This is a genomic window from Sphingobium sp. BS19 (assembly GCF_027925545.1).
Taxonomy (GTDB): Bacteria; Pseudomonadota; Alphaproteobacteria; order Sphingomonadales; family Sphingomonadaceae; genus Sphingobium.
Map to the genome: position 1 here is coordinate 180,017 of NZ_BSEF01000006.1, position 24,576 is coordinate 204,592.

Genomic DNA, 24,576 nt, shown 5'->3' on the forward strand with positions numbered 1-24,576 from the left:
CCGACGCGCGGGAAAGCCCGCATGGGGTTTGCGCTGCTCGCCAAGCCGCCTAAAGCAATCCGATGGTCGAAATAGTTTCAGCAACAGTCGAACGCTGGCCGGTCGATGGCGCCTTCATCATCAGTCGCGGCGCGAAGACGCATGTCGATGTCATCGTCTGCACCGTCGGTGACGGCACCCATGTCGGGCGCGGCGAAGGCACCGCCATATATTATGAAGGCGAAACGGCGGAGGATTGCGCAGTCGCCATCACTGCGTATCGCGGACCGATGGACCGGGACAGCGTCAACCGGGGCATGGACAGCGGTGCGGCGCGCAACGCGCTCGACTGCGCCCTGTGGGATTATGAAGCGAAACGCACGGGCGTCCCCGTCTGGCAGCGTGCAGGATTGCATGCTCCGGTCGCGGTGCCGACCGCCTTCACGATCAGCCTGAACGATCCCGCACAGATGGAAAAGGATGCACAGACCGCCGCCACGCGCGGCTTTGCCCTGCTGAAATGCAAGCTGACCGGAGAAGGCGACCGTGACCGGATTGCGGCGGTGCGCCGGGGCGCACCCCATGTCCGCCTGATCGTCGACGCCAACGAAAGCTGGGCCGAGATGGATGTGGCGGCGGAAGCAGCCGCGCTGGCCGCGCTGGGCGTTGAGCTGATCGAGCAACCCATCCCGCACGGGCATGAGGAGATGCTGAGGGGGGTGCAATCGCCAGTGCCGTTCTGCGCGGACGAAAGCGTGCATACGCGCGACGATCTGAACAAGCTTAGTGGCTTTTCGGCAGTGAACGTCAAGCTCGACAAGGCCGGTGGCCTGACCGAAGCGCTGGCCCTGACCGCAGCGGCGCGCGCGCGCGGGCTGCGCATCATGCTGGGCTGCATGCTCGGCACATCGCTGGGCATTGCGCCCGCATTCCTTGCGGCACAGGGCGCGGATTGGGTCGATCTGGACGGTGCGCTATTGCTCGCCAAGGACCGGGACGGCGCGCTGGCAATGCGCGACGGCATGCTGTTGCCGGGGAATTTGTGGGGTTAAACCCGTCTGAGCACCGTTGCCGTAATCGACTGATGCACCGCAAAACCGAGCGACTGGTACAAGGCGATGGCAGCCGCATTCGTCGCGTAGCTGTGAAGAAACGGCTTTTCGTTGCGCGCCAATATGCGCGATGCCACGACGCGCATCAGAAAACCGGCATAGCCCCGGCCACGACAGTCCGGCTGCGTGCACACGCCGCTGATTTCAGTAAAGGGGCCGGGCTTCATCCGCTCCCCGGCCATGGCGAGCAGCCGTCCATTTTCGCGAATGCCGACGAAGCCGCCTAGCCGATGCGTCTTTTCGGCAAAAGGTCCGGGTGCGGTGAACGTCGCCAATGCCAGCATGTCCGCTGCGTCGGCATCGTCCAGATCCTGAACATCGAAACTCCCGGTTGGGGGCGTGACCGATGTCGCGACCATTTGGACGCACAAGGCGCTGCGGACCACTACAAGACCGGGCGGCGGTGTAACGGCGTCCTTTTCAACCAGCCAGATATCGCCATGCCCCTCAGCCGAGACAGCATCGTTCCCGATCAGGCCCGCAAGGGCCGCTACGTCGCTTCGATCCGCCGATGCCGCGAACGGGCCATATTCCCGCGCAAAGCGTAGCGCCTTAGCTCCGCCGATAGCGAGTGCCGATTGGCGCCCGGTCAGTGCAGACCAGACCGGGCGATCCAGCACTCGGTCCGGGTCCGTCAATCCCGCATCCGCCATCTGCAGCCTCCGCCGGGAATTACATGTGGATGGGTTTGCCCTGCACGGCCATCGACGCTTCCTTGAACGCTTCGGCGTGGGTGGGGTGCGCGTGGCAGGTGTAGGCGATGTCTTCAGACGATGCGCCGAATTCCATGGCCTGCGCCGCTTGCGCGATCATGTCGCCGGCGGGCGAAGCGATGATCCAGACGCCCAGCACCTTGTCGGTGTCCGCGTCGGCAATGACCTTCACGAAGCCTTCGGTGTCGCGGATCGCCTTGGCGCGGCTGTTCGCCATCATCGGGAACTTGCCGACCTTGACCGCGCCGCGTTCCTTCGCGGCTTCTTCGGTCAGGCCGACGCCCGCGATTTCGGGATGGGTGTAGACGACCGAGGGAATGACATCATGGTTCACGATGCCCGTCAGCCCTGCGATGTTTTCCGCCACTGCAACGCCTTCGTCCTCCGCCTTATGCGCGAGCATCGGGCCGGGGATCACGTCGCCGATAGCCCAAACACCTGCAACCTTGGTGCCGAACTCATGGTCGGTTTCGATCTGGCCGCGCTTGTTGAGCTCCAGCCCGATTGTGTCGAGACCCAGCCCGTCGGTATTGGGCTTGCGACCAATGGCGACCAGCACCACGTCCGCTTCGATAGCCGTCGCGTCGCCGCCTGCCGCCGGTTCGACCGACACGGTGGCTTTCTTGCCCTTCACCGACACGCCGGTCACCTTGGTACCGGTCTTGATGTCGAAGCCTTGCTTCTTGAAGATCTTGGCCGCTTCCTTGCGCACGTCGCCGTCCATGCCGGGCAGGATCTGGTCGAGATATTCGACAACCGTGACCTTCGCACCCAGACGGCGCCAGACCGAGCCAAGCTCCAGCCCGATCACGCCGCCGCCGATGACGACCATATGCTCAGGCACCTTCGGCAGCGCCAGCGCGCCGGTCGAATCGACGACGATGCCCTTGGCATTGTCGACTTCGACACCCGGCAAGGGCGTGACCGAGGAACCCGTTGCGATGACGATGTTCTTCGCCGTCACGGTCTTGCCCGCGACGTCTACGCTATGTGCGTCCTTGAACGTGGCCAGCCCCTTGATCCAGTCGACCTTGTTCTTCTTGAACAGAAATTCGATACCGCCCGTCAGGCTCTTTACCGCATCATCCTTGTCGGCCAGCATCGCGGGCAGATCCAATTCGACGTTGCCGATCTTGATACCATGCTTGAGCAACGCGCCCGAGGCGGCCGCGTCAAAATGATGCGAAGCGTTGAGCAGCGCCTTGGACGGGATGCAGCCAACGTTTAGGCACGTGCCGCCCAGCGTCGAACCCGACTCGGCACAGGCCGTCTTCAGACCAAGCTGTGCCGCACGGATCGCCGCCACATAACCACCCGGCCCCGCGCCGATCACCAGCACATCATAATCAAATTCGGCCATTCTTCACCTCGCTTATGTGTTCCTGCGAAGGCAGGAACCCAGTAATGGTGCAACGCTTGCGCGCCTGGACATTTCCCGCTCCCGCCTGCGCAAGAGCACCTAACTTGCTATTTCATCGAACAGATCGCGCCAATCAGGATTTGCGTCCTCGATCAGATTGATTTTCCATTCGCGCTTCCATTTCTTCATTTGCAATTCGCGTTGTCTGGCTTCCTGCAAATCATCATGACATTCAAACCAAACCAGTCGGTAGCAGCGATATTGTTTGCTGAACCCATCGCCCAGACCGTTGCGATGCTGCCATGCCCGCTGGACCAAATCGCTGGTCACGCCCAGATACAGCGTGCCATTCTTATTGCTGGCCATCAGGTAGACGAAACCGCGCTTCGTAGACTGTCTCCATTATCAAACGTGTTCCAGAGCAGTGCAGATCCCAGTAATCGGATGAAGCACTCAGGCGGTGCTATTTACTGGGTTCCTGCCTGCGCAGGAACACGGTTGTTATGGGTGGCTCACAAATCGATCAGCAAACGCGTCGGATCTTCGATCGCGTTCTTCACCGCGACGAGGAACGTCACGGCTTCGCGACCGTCGATCAGGCGGTGGTCGTAGCTCAATGCCATGTACATCATCGGGCGGATTACGATCTGACCGTCGCGGACGACGGCGCGGTCCTCGATGCGGTGCAGGCCCAGCACGGCGCTTTGCGGGGTGTTGATGATCGGCGTGGACATCAGCGATCCGAACACGCCGCCGTTGGAGATCGTGAAGGTGCCGCCCTTCATGTCTTCCATCGTCATCGTGCCGTCCTTGGCCTTCTTGCCGAAGTCGCCGATGGTCTTTTCGACTTCCGCGACGCTCATGCTTTCGGCGTTGCGGATGACCGGCACGACCAGACCGTTGGGCGCGCTGACCGCGACCGAGATGTCGGCATAATCGTGGTAGACGATTTCATCGCCGTCGATCTGCGCATTGACGCCGGGAATGTCGCGCAGGGCCATCGTCACCGCCTTGGTGAAGAAGCCCATGAAGCCGAGGCGTACGCCATGCTTCTTTTCGAACAGATCCTTGTACTTCGCGCGCGCTTCGATGACGGCGGTCATGTCCACGTCGTTGAAGGTGGTGAGCAGCGCAGCGGTTTCCTGCGCGGTCTTCAAACGCTTGGCGACGGTCTGGCGCAGGCGCGTCATGCGCACACGCTCTTCGCCGCGACCGGGCGCGGACGGCGCAGCGGCAGCAGCAGGCACTGCGCTGGCGGCGGAAGCGACAGCGGCTTTCGCTGTGCCGTCAGCAACGGCGGCGGCGACGTCGTCCTTGGTCAGACGACCGTCCTTGCCGGTGCCCTTGATCTTGCTCGGGTCGAGGCCATGTTCCAGCACCATGCGGCGCACGGCGGGCGACAGCGTCAGATTGCCGCCTTCGCTGTCGTCGTCCTCCGCAGGAGCCGATGCGGCAGGCGCGGGTGCGGCGGCTTCGGCCTTGGGGGCGGGGGCCGGTGCAGCGGTGGCAGCCGGTGCAGGCGCGGCGGCAGCGCCACCCGCTTCGATGACCGCGATCACCGCGCCGACATTGACGGTATCGCCTTCCTTGACGAGTTGCTGGCCCAGCACACCCGCGACCGGCGACGGCACGTCGACAGCGACCTTGTCGGTTTCAAGGCTGCAAATGGGTTCATCGAGCGCCACCGTATCGCCCGGCTTTTTCAGCCACGCACCAACGGTTGCTTCGGTAACGGATTCGCCCAGCGTGGGGACTTTGACTTCGGTTGCCATGATGCTGATTTAGCCCTTCTTCTGGCGACGGATTTCTTCGCGCACACTGTGGCCGAGTGCATCGGCTACCAGCGCGCCCTGTTCGGCGATGTGACGTTTGGCGAGGCCGGTGGCGGGCGATGCCGATGCCTTGCGGCCCGCATAGCGCGCACGCATCGGTGCCTTGCCTGCGTCGTGCAGGCTCTGCTCGATGAACGGCTCGACAAAGAACCAGCCGCCATTGTTGCGCGGCTCTTCCTGACACCAGACGACTTCTTCAAGGTTCGTCATCCGCTTGATGCGAATGGCGAGTGCTTCGGTCGGGAACGGGTAGAGTTGCTCCACGCGGACGATCTGCGTGTTCTTGTCGCCAGCGGCGTCGCGCGCTTCGATCAGGTCATAAGCAACCTTGCCGCTGCACAGGACAAGACGCTTGGTGTCTTTGTCGGATGCCGGATTGGTATCCGACAGCAAGCGCATGAAGTGCGTTTCGCCCTGGAAATCCTCCGCCTTGCTCACCGCCAGCTTGTGCCGCAGCAGCGACTTGGGCGTCATGATGATCAGCGGCTTACGGAAGGACCGCAGCATCTGGCGACGCAGGATGTGGAAGTAGTTCGCAGGCGTCGTGCAGTTGGCGACCTGAATATTGCCCTCTGCGCAAAGCTGCAGATAGCGTTCCAGACGCGCCGAGCTATGTTCCGGCCCCTGCCCTTCATAGCCATGCGGCAACAGCATCACGAGGCCGTTGGCGCGCAGCCATTTGGATTCGGACGACGCGATATACTGATCGATGATGATCTGCGCGCCGTTCGAAAAGTCGCCGAACTGCGCCTCCCACAGCACGAGGCACTTCGGATCGGCCAGCGCATAGCCATATTCGAAACCGAGCACACCATATTCGGACAGCGGCGAATCCAGCACTTCGAAATGGCCATGCGGCACGGTCGACAGCGGAATATATTTCGCTTCGGTGTCCTGATCGACCCAGACCGAATGCCGCTGACTGAACGTCCCGCGACCCGAATCCTGACCTGACAGGCGCACGCCATAGCCTTCCGACAACAGCGAACCGAAGGCCAATGCCTCACCAGTCGCCCAGTCGAAGTTCGCGCCGGTTTTGAACATCTCCGCCTTGGCGTCGAGGATACGGCGCAGCGTCTTGTGGATGTTGTGCGTTGCCGGAACGGTGGTCAGCGTCCGGCCCAGGCTGTCGAACAGCTTGGACGCAATCGCCGAATCGATGCTCTTGCGGTCGGTCTCGATGTCCGCAGGCTGCGACAGACCGGACCAGCGTCCGGCAAACCAGTCCGCCTTGTTGGCCTTGTAGCTCTTGGCCGCTTCGAATTCGCCTTCCAGATGGTCGACAAATTCCTTGGTGGTCGCGGCGATGAACGTATCGTCGATCACGCCCTGCGCCTTCAGCCGTTCGGCGTACACGTCACTGACCGGCGGATGCTGGCGGATCTTTGCGTACATCAGCGGCTGCGTGAAACTGGGCTCGTCGCCTTCGTTATGGCCGAAGCGGCGATAGCACCACATGTCGATCACGATGTCGCGGTGGAAGGTCTGGCGATATTCGATCGCCAGCTTGCACGCGAAGGTCACCGCTTCGGGATCGTCGCCGTTGACGTGCAGGATCGGCGCCATGATCCCCTTCGCCACGTCGCTGGGATAAGGCGAGGAGCGCGCGAATTGCGGGCTGGTGGTGAAGCCCACCTGATTGTTGATGACGAAGTGGATGCAGCCGCCGGTATTGTACCCGCGAATGCCGGAGAAGCCGAGGCATTCCCAGACGATCCCCTGCCCCGCAAAGGCTGCGTCACCGTGGATGAGCACCGGCAGCACCTGCGCATGTTCGGCCAGATCGTCGCGGAACACCTGCTGCGCGCGGACCTTGCCCAGCACCACCGGATCGACGGTTTCCAGATGCGAGGGGTTGGGAACCAGGCTCATGTGGACCTTCGTCCCGCCGAATTCGCGGTCGGTGGAGGTGCCAAGATGGTATTTCACATCGCCCGATCCGCCGACATCTTCGGGATTGGCAGTGCCGCCCGAGAATTCGTGGAAGATCACGCGGAAACCCTTGGCCATCACATTGGCCAGCACGTTCAGGCGACCGCGGTGGGCCATGCCGTACACGATTTCCTTCACGCCCTGCGCGCCGCCATATTTGATGACGGCTTCGAGCGCCGGGATCATGGATTCGCCGCCATCCAGACCGAAACGCTTGGTGCCGACATATTTGCGGCCCAGGAATTTTTCGTACTGCTCGCCGTGGATGACCTTGGTCAGGATCGCCTTCTTGCCTTCGGGCGTGAATTCGATTTCCTTGTCCTTGCCTTCCATGCGTTCCTGCAGGAAGCGACGCTCTTCGACGTCGGCAATGTGCATATACTCAAGGCCGACATTGCCGCAGTAGTTCGCGCGCAGGATGTCGACCATTTCACGCACAGTCGCATATTCCAGGCCGAGCGCACCGCCCAGATAGACCTTCTTGTCGAGCGCCGCGCCGGAGAAGCCGTGATATTCCGGCGTCAGATCGGCCGGCAGCTCACGCTGCGACAGGCCCAGCGGATCGAGATTCGCGGCCAGATGCCCGCGCACGCGATAGGTGCGGATCAGCATCATGGCGCGGATCGAATCGCCCGCAGCTTCGGCCACGTCCTTGTCGGACACTGCCTTGCCGGACGCAGCGGCCTTCGCCTTGATCTCGACCGCCATCTGCGTGGGGTCGAGGGCAGCCGTCAGTGCGTCGGTATCCTGTGGGGGCCAGTTGGGCTTGGCCCAGCTTGGACCCTGCTCGACTTCAAATTCCTGACCTTCGTAACCCATATTCCGTCCAATCTTGCGCATCCCCGCGTGCAGTCGCGGAACGCCAGCGCAAACCGGGGGTGCAGCCCCGGTTCGCGTTCGGGCCAGATTAGCCCTTCAGTACTTGTAGCAAAGTTGTGCCGAGTTCGGACGGACTGGGCGAAACACGGATGCCCGCTGCCTCCATCGCTGCGATCTTGCTTTCCGCGTCACCCTTGCCACCCGATACGATCGCACCGGCATGGCCCATGCGACGGCCCGGAGGCGCCGTGCGACCCGCGATGAAGCCAGCCATCGGCTTTTTGCGGCCGCGCTTGGCTTCGTCGATCAGGAACTGTGCCGCCTGCTCTTCCGCATCGCCGCCGATTTCACCGATCATGATGATCGATTCGGTGGCGTCGTCGGCCAGGAACAGTTCCAGCACGTCGATGAAGTTGGTGCCGTTCACCGGATCGCCGCCGATGCCGACAGCCGTCGTCTGGCCAAGGCCCGCGTTCGACGTCTGGAACACCGCTTCATAGGTGAGCGTACCGGAGCGCGAGACAACGCCGACGCTGCCCTTTTTGAAGATGGAGCCGGGCATGATGCCGATCTTGCATTCACCGGGCGTCAGCACGCCGGGGCAGTTCGGGCCGATCAGGCGTGACTTGCTACCCGACAGCGCACGCTTCACGCGCACCATGTCGAGCACGGGAATGCCTTCCGTGATGCACACGATCAGCGGGATTTCCGCGTCGATGGCTTCGAGGATCGAGTCCGCAGCGAATGGCGGCGGAACATACACGACCGAAGCATCTGCGCCGGTTGCCGTCTTGGCCTCCAGCACGGTGTCGTACATCGGCAGGCCGATGTGAGTCTGACCGCCCTTGCCGGGGGTCACACCCGCAACCATCTGCGTACCGTATGCCAGCGCCTGTTCGGTATGGAACGTGCCGGTCGCCCCGGTCATCCCTTGCGTGATGACCTTCGTATTCTTGTTGACGAGGATAGACATGCTTGCCCCTTCGTGGAGGTGAGTGGCATTTTCATCCTAATCGACCGGCCCCGGGCTGCACACTTTTCCTGGGGAGGTCGGTGCAGCTCGGATTAGTTCAGCGAGGGATCGATACCCTTGCACGCAACCAGCAGTTCCTTCACCGCGTCCACCGACACGGTAAGGTTGGCCTTGGCTTCGTCGGTCAGCGCGATTTCGATGACTTCCTCGACACCGCCCGCGCCGATCACGACAGGCACGCCGACATACAGGCCGTCAACGCCGTACTTGCCTTCGACATAAGCGGCGCAGGGCAGGACGCGCTTTTCGTCGCCCAGATAGGCTTGCGCCATCGCGATGCCGCTGGTGGCGGGCGCGTAGAACGCCGAGCCGGTCTTGAGCAGCGCAACGATCTCGCCGCCGCCCGAACGGGTGCGTGCGACGATGGCGTCGATGCGCTCCTGCGTGGAACGGCCCATCTTGATGAGGTCGGGAATGGGGATGCCTGAAACGGTCGAATATTCGATGACCGGCACCATGGTATCGCCATGACCGCCCAGCACGAAGCTGGTCACGTCCTTGATCGACACCTTGAACTCGTCAGCCAGGAAGTGGCTGAAACGCGAGCTGTCGAGGACGCCTGCCATGCCGACAACCTTGTTATGCGGCAGGCCGGAAAATTCGCGCAGCGCCCACACCATCGCGTCGAGCGGGTTGGTGATGCAGATGACGAATGCGTCAGGTGCGTTGGCCTTGATGCCTTCGCCCACGGCCTTCATGACCTTGAGGTTGATGCCGAGCAAGTCGTCGCGGCTCATGCCGGGCTTGCGAGCAACACCGGCGGTGACGATGATGACGTCCGCGCCCGCGATATCGGCATAATCGTTGCTGCCGGTAATCTGCGAGTCGAATCCTTCGACCGGGCCGCACTGCGACAGGTCGAGCGCCTTGCCCTGGGGAACGCCCTCAACCACATCGAAGAGGACGATGTCGCCCAGGCCCTTCAATGCCGCGAGATGCGCGAGCGTACCGCCGATATTGCCAGCGCCGATCAGCGCGATCTTCTTACGGGCCATTGTCATCCTCCAAAGGTTACGAACTTGGAATTGGAGGACCGCTTAAGCCGAATAAGTTAAGGTTTCAACTGCGCAAAGTGATCAGGTTGCAATTATCTTTGCAATTCATTCGCAATTGCATTAGTGCGGCGTACAGCTGTTTCCCCCCTCGCCTCCACCCCAAGGCGAATCTCCCTGAGACAGCGCTCAACTGGCGAGGTGCTCCCCCTGCGGAGCGCCTCGCCTATTTTTCACCATGGCCCAAAGCGAGATATTCGTCCGACTGCATCTCCATCAGGCGGGACACGGTGCGCTCGAACTCGAAGGCGCCATCGCCCGTGGGATAGAGGGCAATCGGCACAGCATCGGCGGACGCCAGCAACTTCACCTTATATTCGTACAGCGCATCGATCAGCGTGACGAACCGTGCCGCCTCATTGCGGTTTTCCGGGCCGAGCACCGGAATCCCGACGATGATAACAGCATGATAACGCCGCGCGATCGCCAGATAATCGCTCGCCCCGCGCGCTTCGGCACAGAGCCGCTTGAACGAAAAGGCCGCCAAGCCTTTCAGGCTCTTGGGCACATGCAGTGTCCGCCCGCCGCCCACCGGCAGTTCTTCGGTCGGGACATGCGCCCGGTCGCTTGGCGGATAGTCGGTCAGGCGAAAGAATGCCGCGCTCAGCGCCGCAGTCGCTTCCGGTCCATTCGGCACATGCCACAAGGTCGCATCGCCCAGCCGGTCGCGGCGATAATCGGTCGGCCCGTTGAGACCCAGCACATCCAGGCGATCCTTGATGAGGTCGATGAACGGCAGGAACAACTGACGATTCAGCCCATCCTTGTAGAGATCGTCGGGCGGGCGGTTGGACGTGGTGACGATGGTCACGCGCGCCGCGATCAGCCCCGCGAACAGCCGCGACATGATCGCCGCATCGGCCATATTGTTGACCACCATTTCGTCGAAGCACAGCAACTGCGCCTCATCCTTCAGCGCTTCGACAACTGGAGGAATGGGATCGCCTGTCTCGCTTTTGCGCGCTTCGGCCAGCCGCGCATGGACGTCGATCATGAATTCGTGGAAATGCACCCGCCGCTTGCGCCGCACCTGCACACAATCATGGAACAGGTCCATCAGCATGGACTTCCCGCGCCCGACGCCGCCCCACATATAAACGCCGCGTGGCGGCTCCGGCAGCTTGCGCAGCATTCGCCACAGCGTCGATCCGCGCGGCGGCACAGCCTCCAGCTCCTGCTGCAGCGCATCCAGCCGGTGCGCCGCGGCTTCCTGATCGGGATCGGCCCGCAATTCGCCTGCTGCGATCAGCGCATGATAGCGAGCCAGAACGCCGGTCATCGGGCCGTTACCTTCCGCAGCACGCCCGTTCCGTGCACCAGAACGGCATCGCCTTGCCGCAGGACGATACGCAGAAACTGCATCCGGCCCGTTTCGCGCATCAATTCGACTTCACCGTCGATGGGCGCGCCAACATGGCCGCTATCGGGATAATCTATCGCCATGGAAACGGTCACGCAATCGGGCCGCCCCGTCGCGGCGTAGAACAGGATGCCCAGACAATTTTCGGCAAGGCCGGCCAGAAATGCGCCATGCAGGCCACCCAGCTTATTGCCTGCCATCGCGGGCGGATCGACGCGAAAATGCGCAAAGTCCGGCCGCTCGGTGCGAAAAAGGACGGCGGGCCACAGCTCTGGCCATGTTCCCGTCCCCGTAAAATCGAACGACCGCCAGACGGACTCGTCTGCCTTGCTATCGGGAGCCTCGGTCACACAATCAAAGCGCGCGTTCGACCATCATCTTCTTGGTCTCGGCAATCGCCTTCGCCGGGCTGAGACCCTTGGGGCAGACATTGGCGCAGTTCATGATGGTGTGGCAACGATACAGGCGGAAGGGATCTTCCAGCTCGTCGAGCCGCTCGCCAGTATATTCGTCGCGGCTGTCGGCCAGCCAGCGATAGGCCTGCAACAAGATCGCGGGGCCGAGGAACTTGTCGCTGTTCCACCAGTAGGATGGGCAGGATGTCGAGCAGCAGGCGCACAGGATGCACTCGTACAGACCGTCCAGCTTTTCGCGATCTTCAGGGGACTGCAGGCGTTCCTTGCCCGATGGCGGCGGCGTCACGGTTTGCAGCCATGGCTTGATCGAGCTGTACTGCGCGTAGAAATGCGTGAAGTCAGGCACCAAATCCTTGATCACGTCCATATGCGGCAGCGGCGTGATCTTCACTTCGCCCGCGCAATCCTCGATCGCGGTGGTGCAGGCGAGGCCGTTCTTGCCGTTGATGTTCATCGAGCACGACCCGCAAATGCCTTCGCGGCACGAGCGGCGGAAGGTCAGCGTCGGGTCCTGCTCGCTCTTCATCTTGATCAGCGCGTCCAGCACCATCGGGCCGCAGCTATCCAGATCGATTTCGAACGTGTCGTAACGGGGGTTCTCACCGCTATCGGGATCGTAGCGATAGACCTTGAACTTTTTGACGTTGGAGGCGCCTTCAGCCTTGTATGTCGTTGCGCCCTTGCCGTTGATGCGGCTGTTCGCAGGCAGTCTGAATTCGGCCATGATCGTCGTGTCCCGTATGAGTCCCGATGCGGACCCCTCAACAATATGGGGACGGCTTAGTCAAGGTACCACAGGCGATGACAGTAATCGAAACTGTTGCAGTGCGGCATTTAGCGATTAGGAAACGCCATGCACATCGCCATTTACGACATGGACCGCACGATCACGCGCAGGGGCACCTTCACGCCTTTCCTGATTTTCGCCGCCCGCCGACGCGCACCGTGGCGGCTTGTTGCGTTGCCGTTGTGGGTGCTGGCGATGGCATCGCACAAGGCCGGGATGGTCGCGCGCAAGCCGCTCAAGCAATTCGGCTTTCGCCTGTTTCTGGGCCGCACGATTTCCGCCGCCACCGCGCAAGAGCTGGCCGATGCCTATGCTACCCATACTCTCGCGCAGAACATCCTGCCCGGCGCCCTCCCCCGGATCGCAGCGGATCGCGCGGAAGGGCGGACGCTCGTGATGGCCACCGCCGCACCCGATTTCTATGCCTGCACCATCGGCGCAGCGCTCGGCTTCGATGCGGTCGTCGCCACCCGCCATGATCGCACAGAGGGCGGCATATCGCACCGCATCATTGGCGAGAACTGCTACGGACAGCACAAGCTGGCGATGATCCGCGCATGGCTGGCCGACAATGCCCTCGCCCCCCACAGCACGCGCTTCTACACCGACGATTTTTCGGACGCGCCGACGCTGGACTGGGCCGACGAAGCCTATGTCGTGAACGCGGACGCGAAAATGGCACAGATTGCGCAGGCGCGCGGATGGACGACGGTCGATTTGCGCTGAACAGCGCACGCCTGACCCGTAACAAAAAGTCCGCGACACGCCCGTGTCGCTTCACTATTAGCCGACCCATGATGACGCAGACGCTTCGCACCATTGGCTCCAACGACACGCCAATCTGGGGGATGTCCAACGCCGAGAGGCTGCGCCGGATGATCGCCAGCGCCGCAAAGACCGGGCAGCAGGCCGCCGAAGGGCATGTCGTCACCGCCAATCTGGCCTATGTGTTCGATCCGCTGCTGCTGCGCCTTGCTCTCGAAAAACCCGGCACGGTGTTTCGCTACGGCAACGACCTGATCCTCGCCCATGCACCCGAAGGCGTCGATCCGCTCGATGCCGCCAGCGCGTCCGGCCTGCACATTATCGACCTTTCACTGGGCGAGAAATTCTACAATCGCCAGCTCCGCAAGCTGGAAGTGCCGTTTGTCCGCAAGCTCGATCCGTCGTCGCGCAAGGCCATCGAACGGCAAAGCTATTTCGGCGCCTACAAAGGCGTCACCGATGCGCTGACCAAATATCTCTGGCCGGAATTTGCGCTGTTCCTCACCCGAATCGCCGCACAGTTGAAGATGACGCCGAATATGGTCACGGCCATCGGCGCGACCGGCTGTGTCATCGCCACCTTCCTGTTCGCGGCGGGCCATTACTGGAGCGGGCTGGCCATCGGCTTTTTGTTCATGGTCCTCGATACCGTGGACGGAAAGCTGGCGCGCTGCACCATCACCGCCTCGAAATGGGGCAATATCTTCGATCATGGCGTGGACCTGATCCATCCGCCTTTCTGGTGGTATGCGTGGGGCGTCGGTCTTGCCGCACATGGCATGGCGCTGGAACCGCGCAGCTTCATGCTGATCATGGTCGCGGTGGTTGTCGGCTATGTCCTGCAACGGCTGATCGAAGGCGCGTTTATCAAGGATTTCGGCATGGACATCCATGTCTGGCGCCCCTTCGATTCGCAGTTCCGCCTGGTCACTGCCCGCCGCAATCCGAACATGGCGATTCTGGTCGCTTCGGTCGTTGTGGGGCGCCCCGATCTCGGTCTGATCGCGCTGGCATGGTGGACAGTGATTTCCCTAGTCGTCCATGCGGTGCGGCTCATGCAGGCCTATGCCGTGCGCAAACGCGGCGGCCCGATCACGAGCTGGCTGGAACAGCCCGCTTAAGACGTCGACAGCAGGTCAATAATCGCCTGCGCGCTGCGACGTGGCGCGCCATTGCCAGCATCGCCCAACGCTTCGATGGCAAAAGCCGATTGCACATCGCGATACAGAGGATGTTGTTCTTCCGCAGCCATGATTGCGGGCCAGAGGTCGCCCAAAGACCGAACCACGGCCCCGCAGCGCCGGTAATCGTCCGGCTGCCATGCCATTTCCGGCGTATCGAGCGTTACGCAAGGCCGGGGACGTGCGAGATATTCGATGATCTGGCTGGAACTGTCGCCCAGATACAGGTTCGCCATCTGCGTATAACTGCCATCCACCATTGCAAAGCTGCCGCTGTCGACATGGACATTCGGCAAATCGGCAAAGCGATTCAGATAGGCCAGCGCCTCTTCGTCCCGCTCGAACAATCGCTGATGCGGCGCGAGGACGACATTGTAGCGATCCTGCGCCGCCAGCATTTCCACTATGGCGTGGCCCCATTCCCACCAGGACGACCGGTACCGTTGCCAATGCGGCGCGTAGAGCAGCACAGACCGCGCATCGGGGAAAATATCGACGGCGGTGACCGAAGGCCGAAAGGCGGATTTCACATAACCCGTCACCGCAATGGCGTCTCGCGCTATGCCATGCGCGACATGGTCTTCCGTCAGATAATCGCTCGGCACAAACAGCCGACTGGCATGGCGCAAACGTCCGTCGCGATTATAGTTGAGCGGTCCCGCCCCATGCACGGTAAAGACAAAGCGCGACCGCATCGGCAGGACACGCGGCAACCACAGGCTCGTCTGTTCGGCACAGACCGTTACCGGCACATTCCAGAGCGCAGGCGCGAGCCGCATCAGCATCGGCAGCTTCGCAGGCAACGGCGGATTCTGGCCTTTGCCCAAAGTCGCGTGTTGCAAAAAACCGGGCGCGCGGCGCAGACGGACACGCGCAGCGGCCAGCGGCGCCATCCATTCGCCCAGCAATTCCTCATGCGCCGATGTACTGATCCACACATCGATCGTCAGATCGGGCCGCGCCTGCGCCAATGCCTCCACAATGGGCCACAGATGCGGCACCAGCAGCATCTCGCCCAGAAAGAGAAACGCAACATCCGCCCGATCCGATTGACTCATTGTTTCATGCGCGCCTGTCGTGCCATGCGGCGATGTCTTCGGGCCGGTCGATCTCTATCCAGTCGTCGCGATCCACGACGATGGCGTGCACGCCATCCTGCCGCGCGATCTCCGCCACGATGGCGTGATGGAAATTCAATATGCCGCCTTCGCGCGAAATGACGGTGTCGAGTGCCGCCCGATACAGCCCCTTGTCCTCCCGCCCGACGATGATGCCCAGCGAGCGATAGCGCGCCTGCGCAGGCGAAAGCGTCTTGCCCACATCGCGCACCATGCCATCCTCAACCTCGACGAGCATGTCGTCCAGTTCCGCTTCCGCAATGGGCTGAACGAACAGATTGAGCCCCGGCTTGCACGCGGCGAAACCCTTTGCCAGCAAGTCGGTGGCATATACCGTATCGCCATTGAGCAAGGCGAAATCTCCGTCGAGCAGATCCCGCGCGGCCCACACGCTGCTGATGCTGCTGGCCGCGAGCCAGAAGGGATTCAGCCGGACACTCGTTCCGTCGTTCCGTGCTTCGACATGCGCCGCCAGCTTTTCGAACCGATAGCCGCCCACGACGACATTATGATCGACGCCCGCCGCTTTCAGCGCATCGAGTTGATGATCGAGGATCGCCTTGCCGTCGATCTTGATGAGGCATTTGGGCATGTTCGCCGTCAGCGGCAGCAGGCGTGACCCCTGCCCTGCACTCAGGATGATGGCTTTGTCGATCGTCATGCCCCGCGCTTAGCCAATTCCCGCACCATCGACAATCGCTGCGCCGACGCCTAGATATTCGGCGCGCTGCTAACAGGGACCGCTCGACATCGTGCACAAGAAGGACAGGGCCGCCAAGCCAGCGCAGGCAAACGACGCCGCCTTTTCGCGGGTGATCGCCAATACGGCATGGTTGCTGGGCGGCAAAGGCGTCGGCGCGATCCTCAGCCTGTTCTATCTCGCCATCGTCACCCGCACGCTGGGCGTGGCCGATTTCGGGCGCTTCGCCCTGATCCTCAGCACCGCGCAAGCGATCAGCGTCATGGTGACGTTCGAATCCTGGCAGATCGTCGTCCGGTTCGGGCAGAAACATCTGCATGGCGGCGATCCCCATGCGCTCAACCGGCTGGTGCGGTTCTGCATGTTGATCGACATCGCATCGGCATTGGCGGGGTGCCTGCTGGCCGCGGCAGTCGCATTGTTGCTCGGCCCCTATTTCGGCTGGTCGCGAGAGTTGGCAATGCAGGCGCTGATCTTCTGCGCCGCGATGCTGCTCGGCATCCGATCGACCCCCACCGGCCTGCTGCGCCTGTTCGATCGTTTCGATACCGGAACGGTTGCCGAAACCATGATCCCCATCGGTCGGATGGTCGGTGCGCTGGTGGTCATGGCGTTTACCTCGTCGATCACCGCATTCCTCATCGTCTGGGCCTGCGCAGAACTGGTTTGCGCATCGACTTATTGGACGCTCGCCCTCCGCGCCGCGCGGGGGCGGATAGGCTCGTGGCGCTCCGGCAACCCCCTTGCCGCCCGCGCAGAGAACCCCGGACTCATCGGCTTCCTCACCGCCACCAACCTCTCTACGACGCTGTCCTCGGTCGGCAAGCAGGTCGCCGTGCTCATCATCGGCGTGTTCGTCGGCCCCACCGGCGCAGGCTTCTACCGCCTCGCCAATCAGCTTAGTCAGGCGCTGACCAAGGTGTCCGGTATGCTCTCCCGCACCATCTTCGCGGAACTCGCGCGCGCCAGCGCCAGCGAAGGCGCGGAGCAGGTCCGCGCGCTCTTCCGCCGTATGAACCGCCTCGCGCTCATCACCGGCGCCGCGATCATTATCCTGATCCTCGTCGCGGGAAAACCGCTGCTGGTCCTCGTTGCGGGGGAAGCTTTCGCAGGCGCCTATCCCCTCCTGCTGCTGCTCGGCATCGCCGCATCGATCGATCTTGTCGGCGTCAGTTTCAGCCCGCTGTTGATGGCAACGGGCCGCGCCGGGCTGTCGTTGCGCATCGTCTTCATCAATACGCTGGTGCTGCTGGGAATGCTCACGATATTGCTCCCGCGCTATGGCACCATCGGCGCGGCTTACTCCAGCATCGCGGCGGCACTCATCGGCTTTTTATTGATGGGATGGGCCAGCCGCCGCGCCATGCGAGAACCGCAGGTGTCGGCTTAACCGCGCGCCTTCAGTATCGCCTCGGCCTGTATCAGGTCATCGGGTTTGTCGACATCGATGCACGCTTCCGCTTGCGGCATGACCACCACGCGCGCCGTCAGGCCAAAGCGCCGCCCAAGCCGCGCCACCGCCTGATGGATCGTCAGCACCCGCAACAGTGCCCCGATCAACAGCAGCGGCCCGAATGCGCCGACGATCTTCATCCCCTTCTTGCGGTCCTGCTCCACCGCCTGCCACCGGTCGAGCAAGGGCCGCGCCTTGTCGCTACCGATCCAGAACAGGTTCGCGCCGGACCACCAGCCGCTGCGGAATTTAAGCCATGTGCGTCGACTTGAGGGATAGCCCGCCAGCAATATCGCGCGCTCGACCATCCCGACCGCGATGTCGCTGCCCTGCGCACCCGCCACGAAGGCATCGATCATCGCCCCGGTCAGCAGCACATTATCCGCCGTCGTCAACAGCACCGGCGGCGGCGCAACATCGTCCAGCACGGCAATCACCGACGCACTGATGCCATTGCCGCTCTGCGCAAAACGGATGGCGGGATTGTTGCGATAGGCCGCAAGACCCGGATCGCCGATCAGTCCCTCCACATCCTGCGCCAGCACCACGATCCGCGCGATGGCCGGATGGCCGACCAGCGCGTCGAGCACATGGGCAAGCATCGGCTTATTGGCGACGGGCAGCAGCGCCTTGGTCGTTACCCCGCTGCCGTCCAGCAGTGGATCGGGACCGGGACGGCTGCCCGCAAGGACGATGGCAGTCACGCCGGATGAACCAGAAGAACGAAGCATGGGCCGCCTTTAGCCGAACAATCGCACCGCGCCCATATCGCAACGCGGAAAGAATCGCGATCTGGCGCGTTCGGGGGCGTAATGAAAAAACTCTGGCTCATTTCGAACAGCAACAGCGGTAGCTATGATGCAGATATGTGCGCCCGCATCGGCGAAACCGTAGTCGCGCATGGCGGCGTATTCGACCGCTGCATCACCTTGCCCGATGACGATCTGCCCACAATTGCCGAAGTCGAAGCGGCTGGCGTGGAGATCGTCGCGATCTTCACCGGAGACGGCACCATCAACGCCAGTACCCGCAAGCTGGAAGGCTGGGGCGGGCAAGTGCTGATCCTACCCGGCGGCACGATGAACCTGCTATCGAAGCAACTGCACGGCGATGTGGACGCGCCCACCATCGTGGCCCGCGCGCTGTCGCCGCAAGCGGTCGACACCGACCTGCCCGTCGTGGTCGGATGCGGTCAGCGGGCGTTGGTTGGCATCATCGCGGGACCGACCGCCGCATGGGTCGATGTGCGCGAGGACATGCGCGCGCTCGACCTGTTGAGCCTCGCAGCGACTGTACCCGGTGCCATCGCCCAAACGTTCAATGGCGACATGGTGCGGCTGGCCGGCGAAACTGAGGAATATCAGGCGATCTACATCCAGCCGCAAGGCGACACGCTCGAAGCCATCGGTATCCGTGCCAAGAATCCTGCCGAACTTGTCCAGCACGGCATCGCATGGCTCTCCGGCGACTTCCGCAAGGGACCGGCCGATGTTCTGGAAACCGGCACATCGGTGACGGTCGAATGCGATAGCGCCATCGGCCTACTCATCGATGGCGAGAAGCGCGACGGCACCCACCCCTGCACCTTCACGCTGGAAAAGAGCAGCCTACGCTTCATCAAGACGCTGACCGACGCGCCCGCATCCTGACATGACGCTGCTGTTCCACGCCAGCGATCTTCATTTCGGACGAGAGGATCGGGATGCGCTCGACTGGTTCGTGGCGGAAGCGACCGACGCAAAGCCGGACGCCATCGTCATCACCGGCGACCTTACGATGCGCGCGCGCAGTGCCGAATTTGCCGCCGCGCACCGCTGGCTGGAAGCATTGCCAGCCCCCGTATCGGTCGAAGTCGGTAACCACGACTTGCCCTATTTCGATGTCTTTGCGCGGTTCTTCCGCCCCTATCGGCGCTACGATGCGCTGGAGCGCCTGATCGAGCGTCCGCTGGCCCTGCCCCACGTCACCATCGTCCCGTTGCGCACCACGGCGCGGGCGCAGTGGCGGTTCAACTGGTCGAAGGGGATCGTCACCGGCGACCGGCTCGACGACACGCTGGAGTTATTGGGCGAAGCAGATACGCATCACCGCCTGATCGCATGCCATCACCCGCTGATCGAAGGAGGCACCAGCGGCACCGCCTCGACGCGCGGCGGACGGGCCGCCCTGCGTGCGCTGTCGGCGCAAGGCGCGACTGCCGTGCTGTCCGGCCATGTCCACGATCCCTTCGACCGAACCGAGCAGATCGATGGCCAGTCCATTCGCCTGATCGGCGCGGGTACCCTGTCCGAACGGCTGCGCGATACCCGCCCCAGTTACAACGCCATCCACATTTCTCCCACGGACCACAGCATGGACGTTCGGCACGTTCATATGGCGTGATTGACAGGCCTAAGCCTTACGTTACGCTGCCACAGCATGAACCGCACCCTCCTCCTTGCGCTCGCCCTGCTTCCCCTCCCCGCCATCGCTGCGACGCCGCCCGCTGACCCCTATGCGGCGCGCGTGGCTAAGGTGCTGGCGCAGACGCCGCTGATCGACGGGCATAACGACTGGCCCGAAGCGTTGCTCGATCACGCAAAGGACGACCGCTGGGCCGTTGCGCTCGATCGTTTGCCGGTGAAGGATTACGACACCGACATCGAAAGGCTGCGGCAGGGAAAGGTCGGCGGGCAGTTCTGGTCGGTCTATGTGTCCGCCAATCTTCCGGGCCTCGAACAGGTGAAGGCCACGCTGGAACAGATCGACCTCGTCCATCAGTTCGCGGCGCGCTATCCAGACACCTTCCAGTTGGCGACCACCGCTGCACAGGCACGCGCTGCTTTCAAGGCTGGCAAGATCGCATCGATGATAGGCGTCGAAGGCGGCGGGCAGATCGACGGCAGCTTTGCCGTGCTGCGCCAGTACAAGGCGCTGGGCGCGGGCTACCTCACCCTCACCCACTCGCGCACGATTCCGTGGGCCGACAGTGCCACGGACGACCCGCAGCATGGCGGCCTCACCAAATTCGGCGAAGCGGTGGTGACCGAACTCAACCGCCTGGGCATGTTGGTGGACCTGAGCCATGTGAGCGAGGACACGATGCTGGACGCGCTGCGGGTCAGCAAGGCCCCGATCATCTTCTCGCATTCGAGCGCCCGCGCGATTTGCAATCATCCCCGCAACGTGTCCGACGCCGTGCTGAAACAGGTCGCGGCCAATGGCGGCATCGTCATGGTGAACTTTGCGCCGAACTACGTCTCTGAAGCGCGTCGCGTGTGGGGCGCGGCGCGAGGCGCAGAGCAGGCACGCTATAATCTGCCGCCCTTTGGCGGCCTTTATATCGGCGACCCGGAAAAGGCGAAGGCTGCGCTGGCGGAATGGGAGAAGGCGAATCCTGAACCCATCGTCACCATGGGACAGGTTGCGGACCATATCGACCACATCGCCAAAGTCGCTGGCGTCGACCATGTCGGTCTGGGCGGAGACTATGACGGGCTGCCTGCCTTGCCGCAGGGGATGGACGGCGTGGAGACCTATCCCAAGCTGATGGCTGAACTCATGAAGCGCGGCTGGTCGGACGCGGACGTCGCGAAACTGGCGGGCGGCAACATCCTGCGGGTCATGGAAGCGGCAGAGAAAGTTGCTGCCTCAATGGCGAAAATGCCTGCTGCCAGTGGCACAATTACGAGCCTCGACGGAACAAAATAGCCTCTTTTGCCTTGCATGATAAGGGAAATGGGGGCAGGCGCTCCCCTCCCCCATTCAAAACGGACAGGCTTTCAGACTCATGGCGACGTATCGAGACCCCGCTTTTCAAGATCGCCTCGCGCTCGCCGCGCAGGCGAAGCAGAAGGCGCTCGACAAGTTGAAGGCCAAACCGCCGCTCGATCCCGCAGTGGTCGCAGAGCGCAAAGCCGCCGCCGAAGCCAAAGCCGCTGCCGAAGCGGAAAAACGCGCCGCCAAGCTGGCTGAAAAGAAAGCCGCGCAGGAAGCCGCCGCCGCTGCAAAAGCTGCCCGCCGCGAAGCCGAGCTTGCCGCTCAGCCGAAGGTGAAGGAAAAGGTGCAGCTTACGCCGGAAGAGAAGAAGGCCATTCGCGACGCAAAGTACGCCGCTCGTAAGGCACGGAAATAAAAGGCCAATTTTCGGGACAGGCGCCTGTGACCAGACGCTGCCCCATAGCTTTTTGATGTAACGACCCCTCAATTCGACCGGCCTGTCTCGCAATTGCGAGAAAGAGGTTCCGTTCCCCCTGCGCTCGTGACAGAGGGCGGCTGTCGATATTAACCATCTTACGCTCTATAATGTGTCCGGGGGGACGAATATCCATGTACGATACAGGGCCGCAGGCTCCAGCTATTATCGCGCCGGTTCACACGGAAAATGGCGGAAGCCAGAGCGTCGGCGCACCGCCTTTTGCGCGCCAATGGCGCCGGGCGTTGCGCACTTACCAGCAGGATATAGATTCGTCCGACAAAGGCGACACAGTCAAGCGCCTCTTGCCTGACCGGCGCTACACCGCGCCCGGCTTACAGAAGTTCATCTCGATCGGGCCGCTACCGCTCAAAGGGTGGAATGTGCAGTTCGAACCCTATTTCGGCGAACCGGGTTGGGTCAGGCTGGAATGCCGCAGCGGGGAACGCGCCCGCAACGATCCGACCTCGGTCAACCGTGTCGGACTGGATGGGTACACCGACCTGTTTCCGATAAAGCAGCGCGTCAATGAGCAGTTCTCCTTCGTCCCCGGAAAGAATGCGCGCGCCGTGAAGGTCGGCCAGTGGCTCAATTTCCACGAAATTCATGCGACCACCTTACCCGGCGATATCGAGCAAGCCGGGCCGCTTGGCTTTTTCCTCGAATGGTCGTCCGGTCTGAAACGCAATGTCTTCCGAATCGTGCGCAACGTTCCGATCCGCAAGGGCACTGCCGTCGTCGGCAAGAAACCCTATATCCTGTATCAAGGCGATCTGACCGAAGGACAGCGGTACAATTTCGCTGTCGATTTCTACGAGCATCCTACGGCGGGCTACGTCAAAATCTGGCAAAGCAACAAGCAAATCGTCGATTACCGCGGCCCGTTCGGCTATGGCGGAGGCCGCCAGAACTACCCCCAGTTCCGGATCTATCGCGGCCAGCGCGCCGAAACCGCCGTAACCTACACGAAGATTACGTCGATCCGCACGCTGACGCCCTGACGCTTTCAGGCGGATGCTGCGTCGGCTTTGCGAAAGACCTCCAGCGCCAACGCGCTGTAGGTGGCGCAGGCCAGTGCCAAGGGATAAGGCGGGCCGATAGCGGCGCGGACAGGCTCGAACGCCAGCCGATTCTGCGCGGCGCGTAACTGCACAAGCGCCGTCCGGCTGGCTTCCGTCAGTCCCATGGCTGGCGCTGCCCGCCGCCATGCTTCCGCCGCGCAATAGACACGCCGGGTGCGTCGCGCTCCCGCGGCCAGCGCGACGATGTCGACCAGGAAGATATCGAGTTCGCGCAACCCATTGCCCATGACCCGTCGCGGCATGGGCTTCTCACCCCGCACCGCTGCCGGGTCACCTGCCAGAAAAGCCGATGCGCGCAACAACTGCGCGACCTGCGCCTGAAGCAATAGTGCCGCAGGTGGCGTCACCGCAGCTTGGCGATCTTGATCCCGTCTGTCTTCGCGCGATCCTTCACCGATTCCTCGCTGCGGGTCAGCGCCTTGGCGATGGCTTTCATCGCCATGCCCTTCGCTGCCAGCGTGCGCAGCTTGGCCAGTTCTTCGGAAGTCCAGGGTTGCTTGTGACGTTCGAACCGTTCGCCCATATCGATTCCTCAAATGAAAAAGGGCGATCCCGTAAGGACCGCCCTTCTTGAGTTTGGTATATTCCCGAAATCAGCGCTTCGAGAACTGGAAGCTCTTGCGGGCTTTCGCCTTGCCGTACTTCTTACGTTCAACCGTACGGCTATCGCGGGTCAGGAAGCCTTCGGCCTTGACCGCGCCGCGCAGGGCAGGCTCGTACTTGGTCAGCGCCTGGCTGATGCCATGCTTGACTGCACCGGCCTGACCGGAAAGGCCGCCACCCTTGACGGTAGCGATAACGTCGTAAGAACCGACGCGATCGGTGACGGTGAAGGGCTGGTTCAGAACCAGACGCAGGGTCGGACGAGCGAAATAGATTTCCTGATCGCGACCGTTGATCGTGACCTTGCCCGAACCGGGCTTGATCCACACGCGGGCCACGGCATCCTTACGACGACCGGTGGCATAAGCGCGACCCAGACCGTCGATTTCCTGCTCGCGCAGCGGCATCGTCGGCGCAGCGGGCTGAACCAGCGCAGCGTTTTCGACCGGAGCGGAAGCGTCGGCGGAAACCGTCGCAGCGACAGGCGCGGCGGAGGTCAGATCGGCGAGATCGGACAGGGACTGGCGGTTATCGGACATTATGCACCCACCTTGTTCTTGCGGTTGCGCGACCCAAGGTCGATCACTTCGGGGTTCTGCGCTTCATGCGGATGTTCGCTACCGGCGAAAACGCGCAGGTTGCGCATCTGCTGACGACCCAGCGGGCCGCGCGGAATCATGCGCTCGATTGCCTTTTCCAGCACGCGCTCAGGGAAACGACCGTCCAGGATCTTGGCAGGCGTGGTTTCCTTGATGCCACCGGCGTAACCGGTGTGCTTGTAATAGACCTTGTCGGTCATCTTCTTGCCGGTAAAGCGCACTTTGCCCGCGTTGATGATGATGACATTGTCGCCGCAATCGACGTGCGGGGTATAGCTCGGCTTGTGCTTGCCGCGCAGAATATTGGCGATAATCGAAGCCGCACGGCCCACAACCAGGCCTTCCGCGTCGATCAGCACCCACTTCTTGTCGACCGTGGCGGCGTTGGCCGACTTGGTCGTCTTCATCAGCGCCTTCATGGGCCGAATCTCCTGTTGAATAAGTCCCGACGACGCAACAGGCGTCAGGGGATGCGCGCTAATGACGGCCAACCATCCAGAAGTCAA

General features: G+C 62.3%; 26 protein-coding genes. 9 read left to right on the forward strand and 17 right to left on the reverse strand.

Annotated elements, in window-relative coordinates; genetic code table 11:
* Positions 1 to 62 precede the first annotated feature (62 nt).
* Positions 63 to 1,031, forward strand: coding sequence for a dipeptide epimerase (locus tag QMG56_RS08580; RefSeq protein ID WP_281822138.1), 969 nt, complete (start codon positions 63 to 65; stop codon positions 1,029 to 1,031).
* Here the strand turns inward: QMG56_RS08580 and QMG56_RS08585 are convergent.
* From QMG56_RS08585 to QMG56_RS08630, 10 genes are all read right to left on the reverse strand, one after another.
* Entirely contained in the window at positions 1,028 to 1,744 is a 717-nt protein-coding gene (locus QMG56_RS08585) for a GNAT family N-acetyltransferase (protein WP_281822139.1), read from the reverse strand. The two genes, QMG56_RS08580 and QMG56_RS08585, sit on opposite strands and share 4 nt — an antisense overlap.
* A gap of 19 nt (positions 1,745 to 1,763) precedes the next feature.
* On the reverse strand, positions 1,764 to 3,164 hold the full coding sequence (gene lpdA, locus QMG56_RS08590) for a dihydrolipoyl dehydrogenase (RefSeq protein WP_281822140.1): 1,401 nt from the start codon (positions 3,162 to 3,164) through the stop codon (positions 1,764 to 1,766).
* A 99-nt stretch (positions 3,165 to 3,263) separates the two neighbouring features.
* Positions 3,264 to 3,533, reverse strand: coding sequence for a GIY-YIG nuclease family protein (locus tag QMG56_RS08595; RefSeq protein ID WP_281822253.1), 270 nt, complete (start codon positions 3,531 to 3,533; stop codon positions 3,264 to 3,266).
* 143 nt (positions 3,534 to 3,676) lie between these two features.
* Complete coding sequence (gene odhB, locus QMG56_RS08600) at positions 3,677 to 4,936, reverse strand: 2-oxoglutarate dehydrogenase complex dihydrolipoyllysine-residue succinyltransferase (RefSeq protein ID WP_281822141.1); 1,260 nt, start codon at positions 4,934 to 4,936, stop codon at positions 3,677 to 3,679.
* Between the two features lie 9 nt (positions 4,937 to 4,945).
* Positions 4,946 to 7,747 carry a 2-oxoglutarate dehydrogenase E1 component gene (locus QMG56_RS08605; protein ID WP_281822142.1) on the reverse strand — a complete coding sequence of 934 codons (2,802 nt, stop codon included), beginning with the start codon at positions 7,745 to 7,747 and terminating at the stop codon, positions 4,946 to 4,948.
* Positions 7,748 to 7,835: 88 nt separating this feature from the next.
* Complete coding sequence (gene sucD / locus QMG56_RS08610) at positions 7,836 to 8,720, reverse strand: succinate--CoA ligase subunit alpha (protein WP_230186871.1); 885 nt, start codon at positions 8,718 to 8,720, stop codon at positions 7,836 to 7,838.
* A gap of 92 nt (positions 8,721 to 8,812) precedes the next feature.
* Positions 8,813 to 9,775 (reverse strand): malate dehydrogenase, encoded by a 963-nt coding sequence (gene mdh, locus QMG56_RS08615; protein WP_230186870.1) that lies wholly within the window; start codon positions 9,773 to 9,775, stop codon positions 8,813 to 8,815.
* A 223-nt stretch (positions 9,776 to 9,998) separates the two neighbouring features.
* On the reverse strand, positions 9,999 to 11,111 hold the full coding sequence (gene zapE, locus QMG56_RS08620; protein WP_281822144.1) for a cell division protein ZapE: 1,113 nt from the start codon (positions 11,109 to 11,111) through the stop codon (positions 9,999 to 10,001).
* Entirely contained in the window at positions 11,108 to 11,542 is a 435-nt protein-coding gene (locus tag QMG56_RS08625; protein ID WP_281822145.1) for a PaaI family thioesterase, read from the reverse strand. The genes zapE and QMG56_RS08625 overlap by 4 nt, the downstream gene beginning before the upstream one ends.
* Before the next feature lie 4 nt (positions 11,543 to 11,546).
* Positions 11,547 to 12,332, reverse strand: a complete 786-nt coding sequence (locus QMG56_RS08630) for a succinate dehydrogenase iron-sulfur subunit (RefSeq protein ID WP_230186867.1) — start codon at positions 12,330 to 12,332, stop codon at positions 11,547 to 11,549.
* A gap of 129 nt (positions 12,333 to 12,461) precedes the next feature.
* Between QMG56_RS08630 and QMG56_RS08635 the strand changes: the two genes are divergently transcribed.
* Positions 12,462 to 13,121 carry an HAD family phosphatase gene (locus QMG56_RS08635; RefSeq protein ID WP_281822146.1) on the forward strand — a complete coding sequence of 220 codons (660 nt, stop codon included), beginning with the start codon at positions 12,462 to 12,464 and terminating at the stop codon, positions 13,119 to 13,121.
* A gap of 71 nt (positions 13,122 to 13,192) precedes the next feature.
* Positions 13,193 to 14,281 (forward strand): CDP-alcohol phosphatidyltransferase family protein, encoded by a 1,089-nt coding sequence (locus QMG56_RS08640; protein WP_281822254.1) that lies wholly within the window; start codon positions 13,193 to 13,195, stop codon positions 14,279 to 14,281.
* Here QMG56_RS08640 and QMG56_RS08645 read toward each other — a convergent pair.
* Together QMG56_RS08645 and QMG56_RS08650 are read right to left on the reverse strand one after the other, a co-directional pair.
* Positions 14,278 to 15,399 carry a hypothetical protein gene (locus QMG56_RS08645; protein ID WP_281822147.1) on the reverse strand — a complete coding sequence of 374 codons (1,122 nt, stop codon included), beginning with the start codon at positions 15,397 to 15,399 and terminating at the stop codon, positions 14,278 to 14,280. The two genes, QMG56_RS08640 and QMG56_RS08645, sit on opposite strands and share 4 nt — an antisense overlap.
* A gap of 4 nt (positions 15,400 to 15,403) precedes the next feature.
* On the reverse strand, positions 15,404 to 16,120 hold the full coding sequence (locus tag QMG56_RS08650; protein ID WP_281822148.1) for an NTP transferase domain-containing protein: 717 nt from the start codon (positions 16,118 to 16,120) through the stop codon (positions 15,404 to 15,406).
* 91 nt (positions 16,121 to 16,211) lie between these two features.
* Between QMG56_RS08650 and QMG56_RS08655 the strand changes: the two genes are divergently transcribed.
* Positions 16,212 to 17,549, forward strand: a complete 1,338-nt coding sequence (locus tag QMG56_RS08655) for a lipopolysaccharide biosynthesis protein (RefSeq protein ID WP_281822149.1) — start codon at positions 16,212 to 16,214, stop codon at positions 17,547 to 17,549.
* On the opposite strand, the gene QMG56_RS08660 is transcribed toward QMG56_RS08655, so the two are convergent.
* On the reverse strand, positions 17,546 to 18,343 hold the full coding sequence (locus QMG56_RS08660) for a nucleotidyltransferase family protein (protein ID WP_281822150.1): 798 nt from the start codon (positions 18,341 to 18,343) through the stop codon (positions 17,546 to 17,548). The genes QMG56_RS08655 and QMG56_RS08660 overlap by 4 nt on opposite strands.
* A gap of 81 nt (positions 18,344 to 18,424) precedes the next feature.
* Here QMG56_RS08660 and QMG56_RS08665 point away from each other — a divergent pair, with 81 nt between their 5' ends.
* The 5 genes from QMG56_RS08665 to QMG56_RS08685 all read left to right on the forward strand — a co-directional run bounded on the left by QMG56_RS08665 (position 18,425) and on the right by QMG56_RS08685 (position 22,787).
* Complete coding sequence (locus QMG56_RS08665; protein WP_281822151.1) at positions 18,425 to 19,261, forward strand: diacylglycerol kinase family protein; 837 nt, start codon at positions 18,425 to 18,427, stop codon at positions 19,259 to 19,261.
* A 1-nt stretch (position 19,262) separates the two neighbouring features.
* Complete coding sequence (locus QMG56_RS08670) at positions 19,263 to 19,994, forward strand: metallophosphoesterase (protein ID WP_281822152.1); 732 nt, start codon at positions 19,263 to 19,265, stop codon at positions 19,992 to 19,994.
* Between the two features lie 36 nt (positions 19,995 to 20,030).
* Positions 20,031 to 21,302, forward strand: coding sequence for a dipeptidase (locus QMG56_RS08675; protein WP_281822153.1), 1,272 nt, complete (start codon positions 20,031 to 20,033; stop codon positions 21,300 to 21,302).
* Between the two features lie 79 nt (positions 21,303 to 21,381).
* On the forward strand, positions 21,382 to 21,726 hold the full coding sequence (locus QMG56_RS08680; RefSeq protein ID WP_230186858.1) for a DUF6481 family protein: 345 nt from the start codon (positions 21,382 to 21,384) through the stop codon (positions 21,724 to 21,726).
* A gap of 194 nt (positions 21,727 to 21,920) precedes the next feature.
* A complete protein-coding gene (locus QMG56_RS08685) occupies positions 21,921 to 22,787 on the forward strand; it encodes a hypothetical protein (RefSeq protein WP_281822154.1) in 867 nt (288 codons plus the stop codon).
* Between the two features lie 5 nt (positions 22,788 to 22,792).
* Here the strand turns inward: QMG56_RS08685 and QMG56_RS08690 are convergent, their stop codons facing one another.
* The 4 genes from QMG56_RS08690 to rplM all read right to left on the reverse strand — a co-directional run bounded on the left by QMG56_RS08690 (position 22,793) and on the right by rplM (position 24,489).
* A complete protein-coding gene (locus tag QMG56_RS08690) occupies positions 22,793 to 23,215 on the reverse strand; it encodes a hypothetical protein (RefSeq protein ID WP_281822155.1) in 423 nt (140 codons plus the stop codon).
* A complete protein-coding gene (locus tag QMG56_RS08695) occupies positions 23,212 to 23,391 on the reverse strand; it encodes a hypothetical protein (RefSeq protein WP_230186855.1) in 180 nt (59 codons plus the stop codon). Before QMG56_RS08695 ends, QMG56_RS08690 begins: the two co-directional genes overlap by 4 nt.
* A 70-nt stretch (positions 23,392 to 23,461) precedes the next feature.
* The gene (gene rpsI, locus QMG56_RS08700) at positions 23,462 to 24,010 is read right to left on the reverse strand and encodes a 30S ribosomal protein S9 (protein WP_281822156.1); all 549 of its coding nucleotides are present in this window, start codon (positions 24,008 to 24,010) and stop codon (positions 23,462 to 23,464) included.
* Positions 24,010 to 24,489, reverse strand: a complete 480-nt coding sequence (gene rplM, locus QMG56_RS08705; RefSeq protein ID WP_230186853.1) for a 50S ribosomal protein L13 — start codon at positions 24,487 to 24,489, stop codon at positions 24,010 to 24,012. The genes rpsI and rplM overlap by 1 nt, the downstream gene beginning before the upstream one ends.
* Between the last annotated feature and the right edge of the window lie 87 nt (positions 24,490 to 24,576).

Coding starts and splice junctions, on each gene's coding strand:
- QMG56_RS08650 (WP_281822148.1), bottom strand. CDS start 16,120: ATGACGATCGACAAAGCCATCATCCTGAGTGCAGGGCAGGGGTCACGC.
- mdh (WP_230186870.1), bottom strand. CDS start 9,775: ATGGCCCGTAAGAAGATCGCGCTGATCGGCGCTGGCAATATCGGCGGT.
- QMG56_RS08635 (WP_281822146.1), top strand. CDS start 12,462: ATGCACATCGCCATTTACGACATGGACCGCACGATCACGCGCAGGGGC.
- rplM (WP_230186853.1), bottom strand. CDS start 24,489: ATGAAGGCGCTGATGAAGACGACCAAGTCGGCCAACGCCGCCACGGTC.
- QMG56_RS08670 (WP_281822152.1), top strand. CDS start 19,263: ATGACGCTGCTGTTCCACGCCAGCGATCTTCATTTCGGACGAGAGGAT.
- QMG56_RS08680 (WP_230186858.1), top strand. CDS start 21,382: ATGGCGACGTATCGAGACCCCGCTTTTCAAGATCGCCTCGCGCTCGCC.
- QMG56_RS08580 (WP_281822138.1), top strand. CDS start 63: ATGGTCGAAATAGTTTCAGCAACAGTCGAACGCTGGCCGGTCGATGGC.
- QMG56_RS08660 (WP_281822150.1), bottom strand. CDS start 18,343: ATGCTTCGTTCTTCTGGTTCATCCGGCGTGACTGCCATCGTCCTTGCG.
- QMG56_RS08605 (WP_281822142.1), bottom strand. CDS start 7,747: ATGGGTTACGAAGGTCAGGAATTTGAAGTCGAGCAGGGTCCAAGCTGG.
- odhB (WP_281822141.1), bottom strand. CDS start 4,936: ATGGCAACCGAAGTCAAAGTCCCCACGCTGGGCGAATCCGTTACCGAA.
- QMG56_RS08685 (WP_281822154.1), top strand. CDS start 21,921: ATGTACGATACAGGGCCGCAGGCTCCAGCTATTATCGCGCCGGTTCAC.
- QMG56_RS08665 (WP_281822151.1), top strand. CDS start 18,425: ATGAAAAAACTCTGGCTCATTTCGAACAGCAACAGCGGTAGCTATGAT.
- zapE (WP_281822144.1), bottom strand. CDS start 11,111: ATGACCGGCGTTCTGGCTCGCTATCATGCGCTGATCGCAGCAGGCGAA.
- lpdA (WP_281822140.1), bottom strand. CDS start 3,164: ATGGCCGAATTTGATTATGATGTGCTGGTGATCGGCGCGGGGCCGGGT.
- QMG56_RS08695 (WP_230186855.1), bottom strand. CDS start 23,391: ATGGGCGAACGGTTCGAACGTCACAAGCAACCCTGGACTTCCGAAGAA.
- QMG56_RS08675 (WP_281822153.1), top strand. CDS start 20,031: ATGAACCGCACCCTCCTCCTTGCGCTCGCCCTGCTTCCCCTCCCCGCC.
- rpsI (WP_281822156.1), bottom strand. CDS start 24,010: ATGTCCGATAACCGCCAGTCCCTGTCCGATCTCGCCGATCTGACCTCC.
- QMG56_RS08640 (WP_281822254.1), top strand. CDS start 13,193: ATGACGCAGACGCTTCGCACCATTGGCTCCAACGACACGCCAATCTGG.
- sucD (WP_230186871.1), bottom strand. CDS start 8,720: ATGTCTATCCTCGTCAACAAGAATACGAAGGTCATCACGCAAGGGATG.
- QMG56_RS08585 (WP_281822139.1), bottom strand. CDS start 1,744: ATGGCGGATGCGGGATTGACGGACCCGGACCGAGTGCTGGATCGCCCG.
- QMG56_RS08645 (WP_281822147.1), bottom strand. CDS start 15,399: ATGAGTCAATCGGATCGGGCGGATGTTGCGTTTCTCTTTCTGGGCGAG.
- QMG56_RS08630 (WP_230186867.1), bottom strand. CDS start 12,332: ATGGCCGAATTCAGACTGCCTGCGAACAGCCGCATCAACGGCAAGGGC.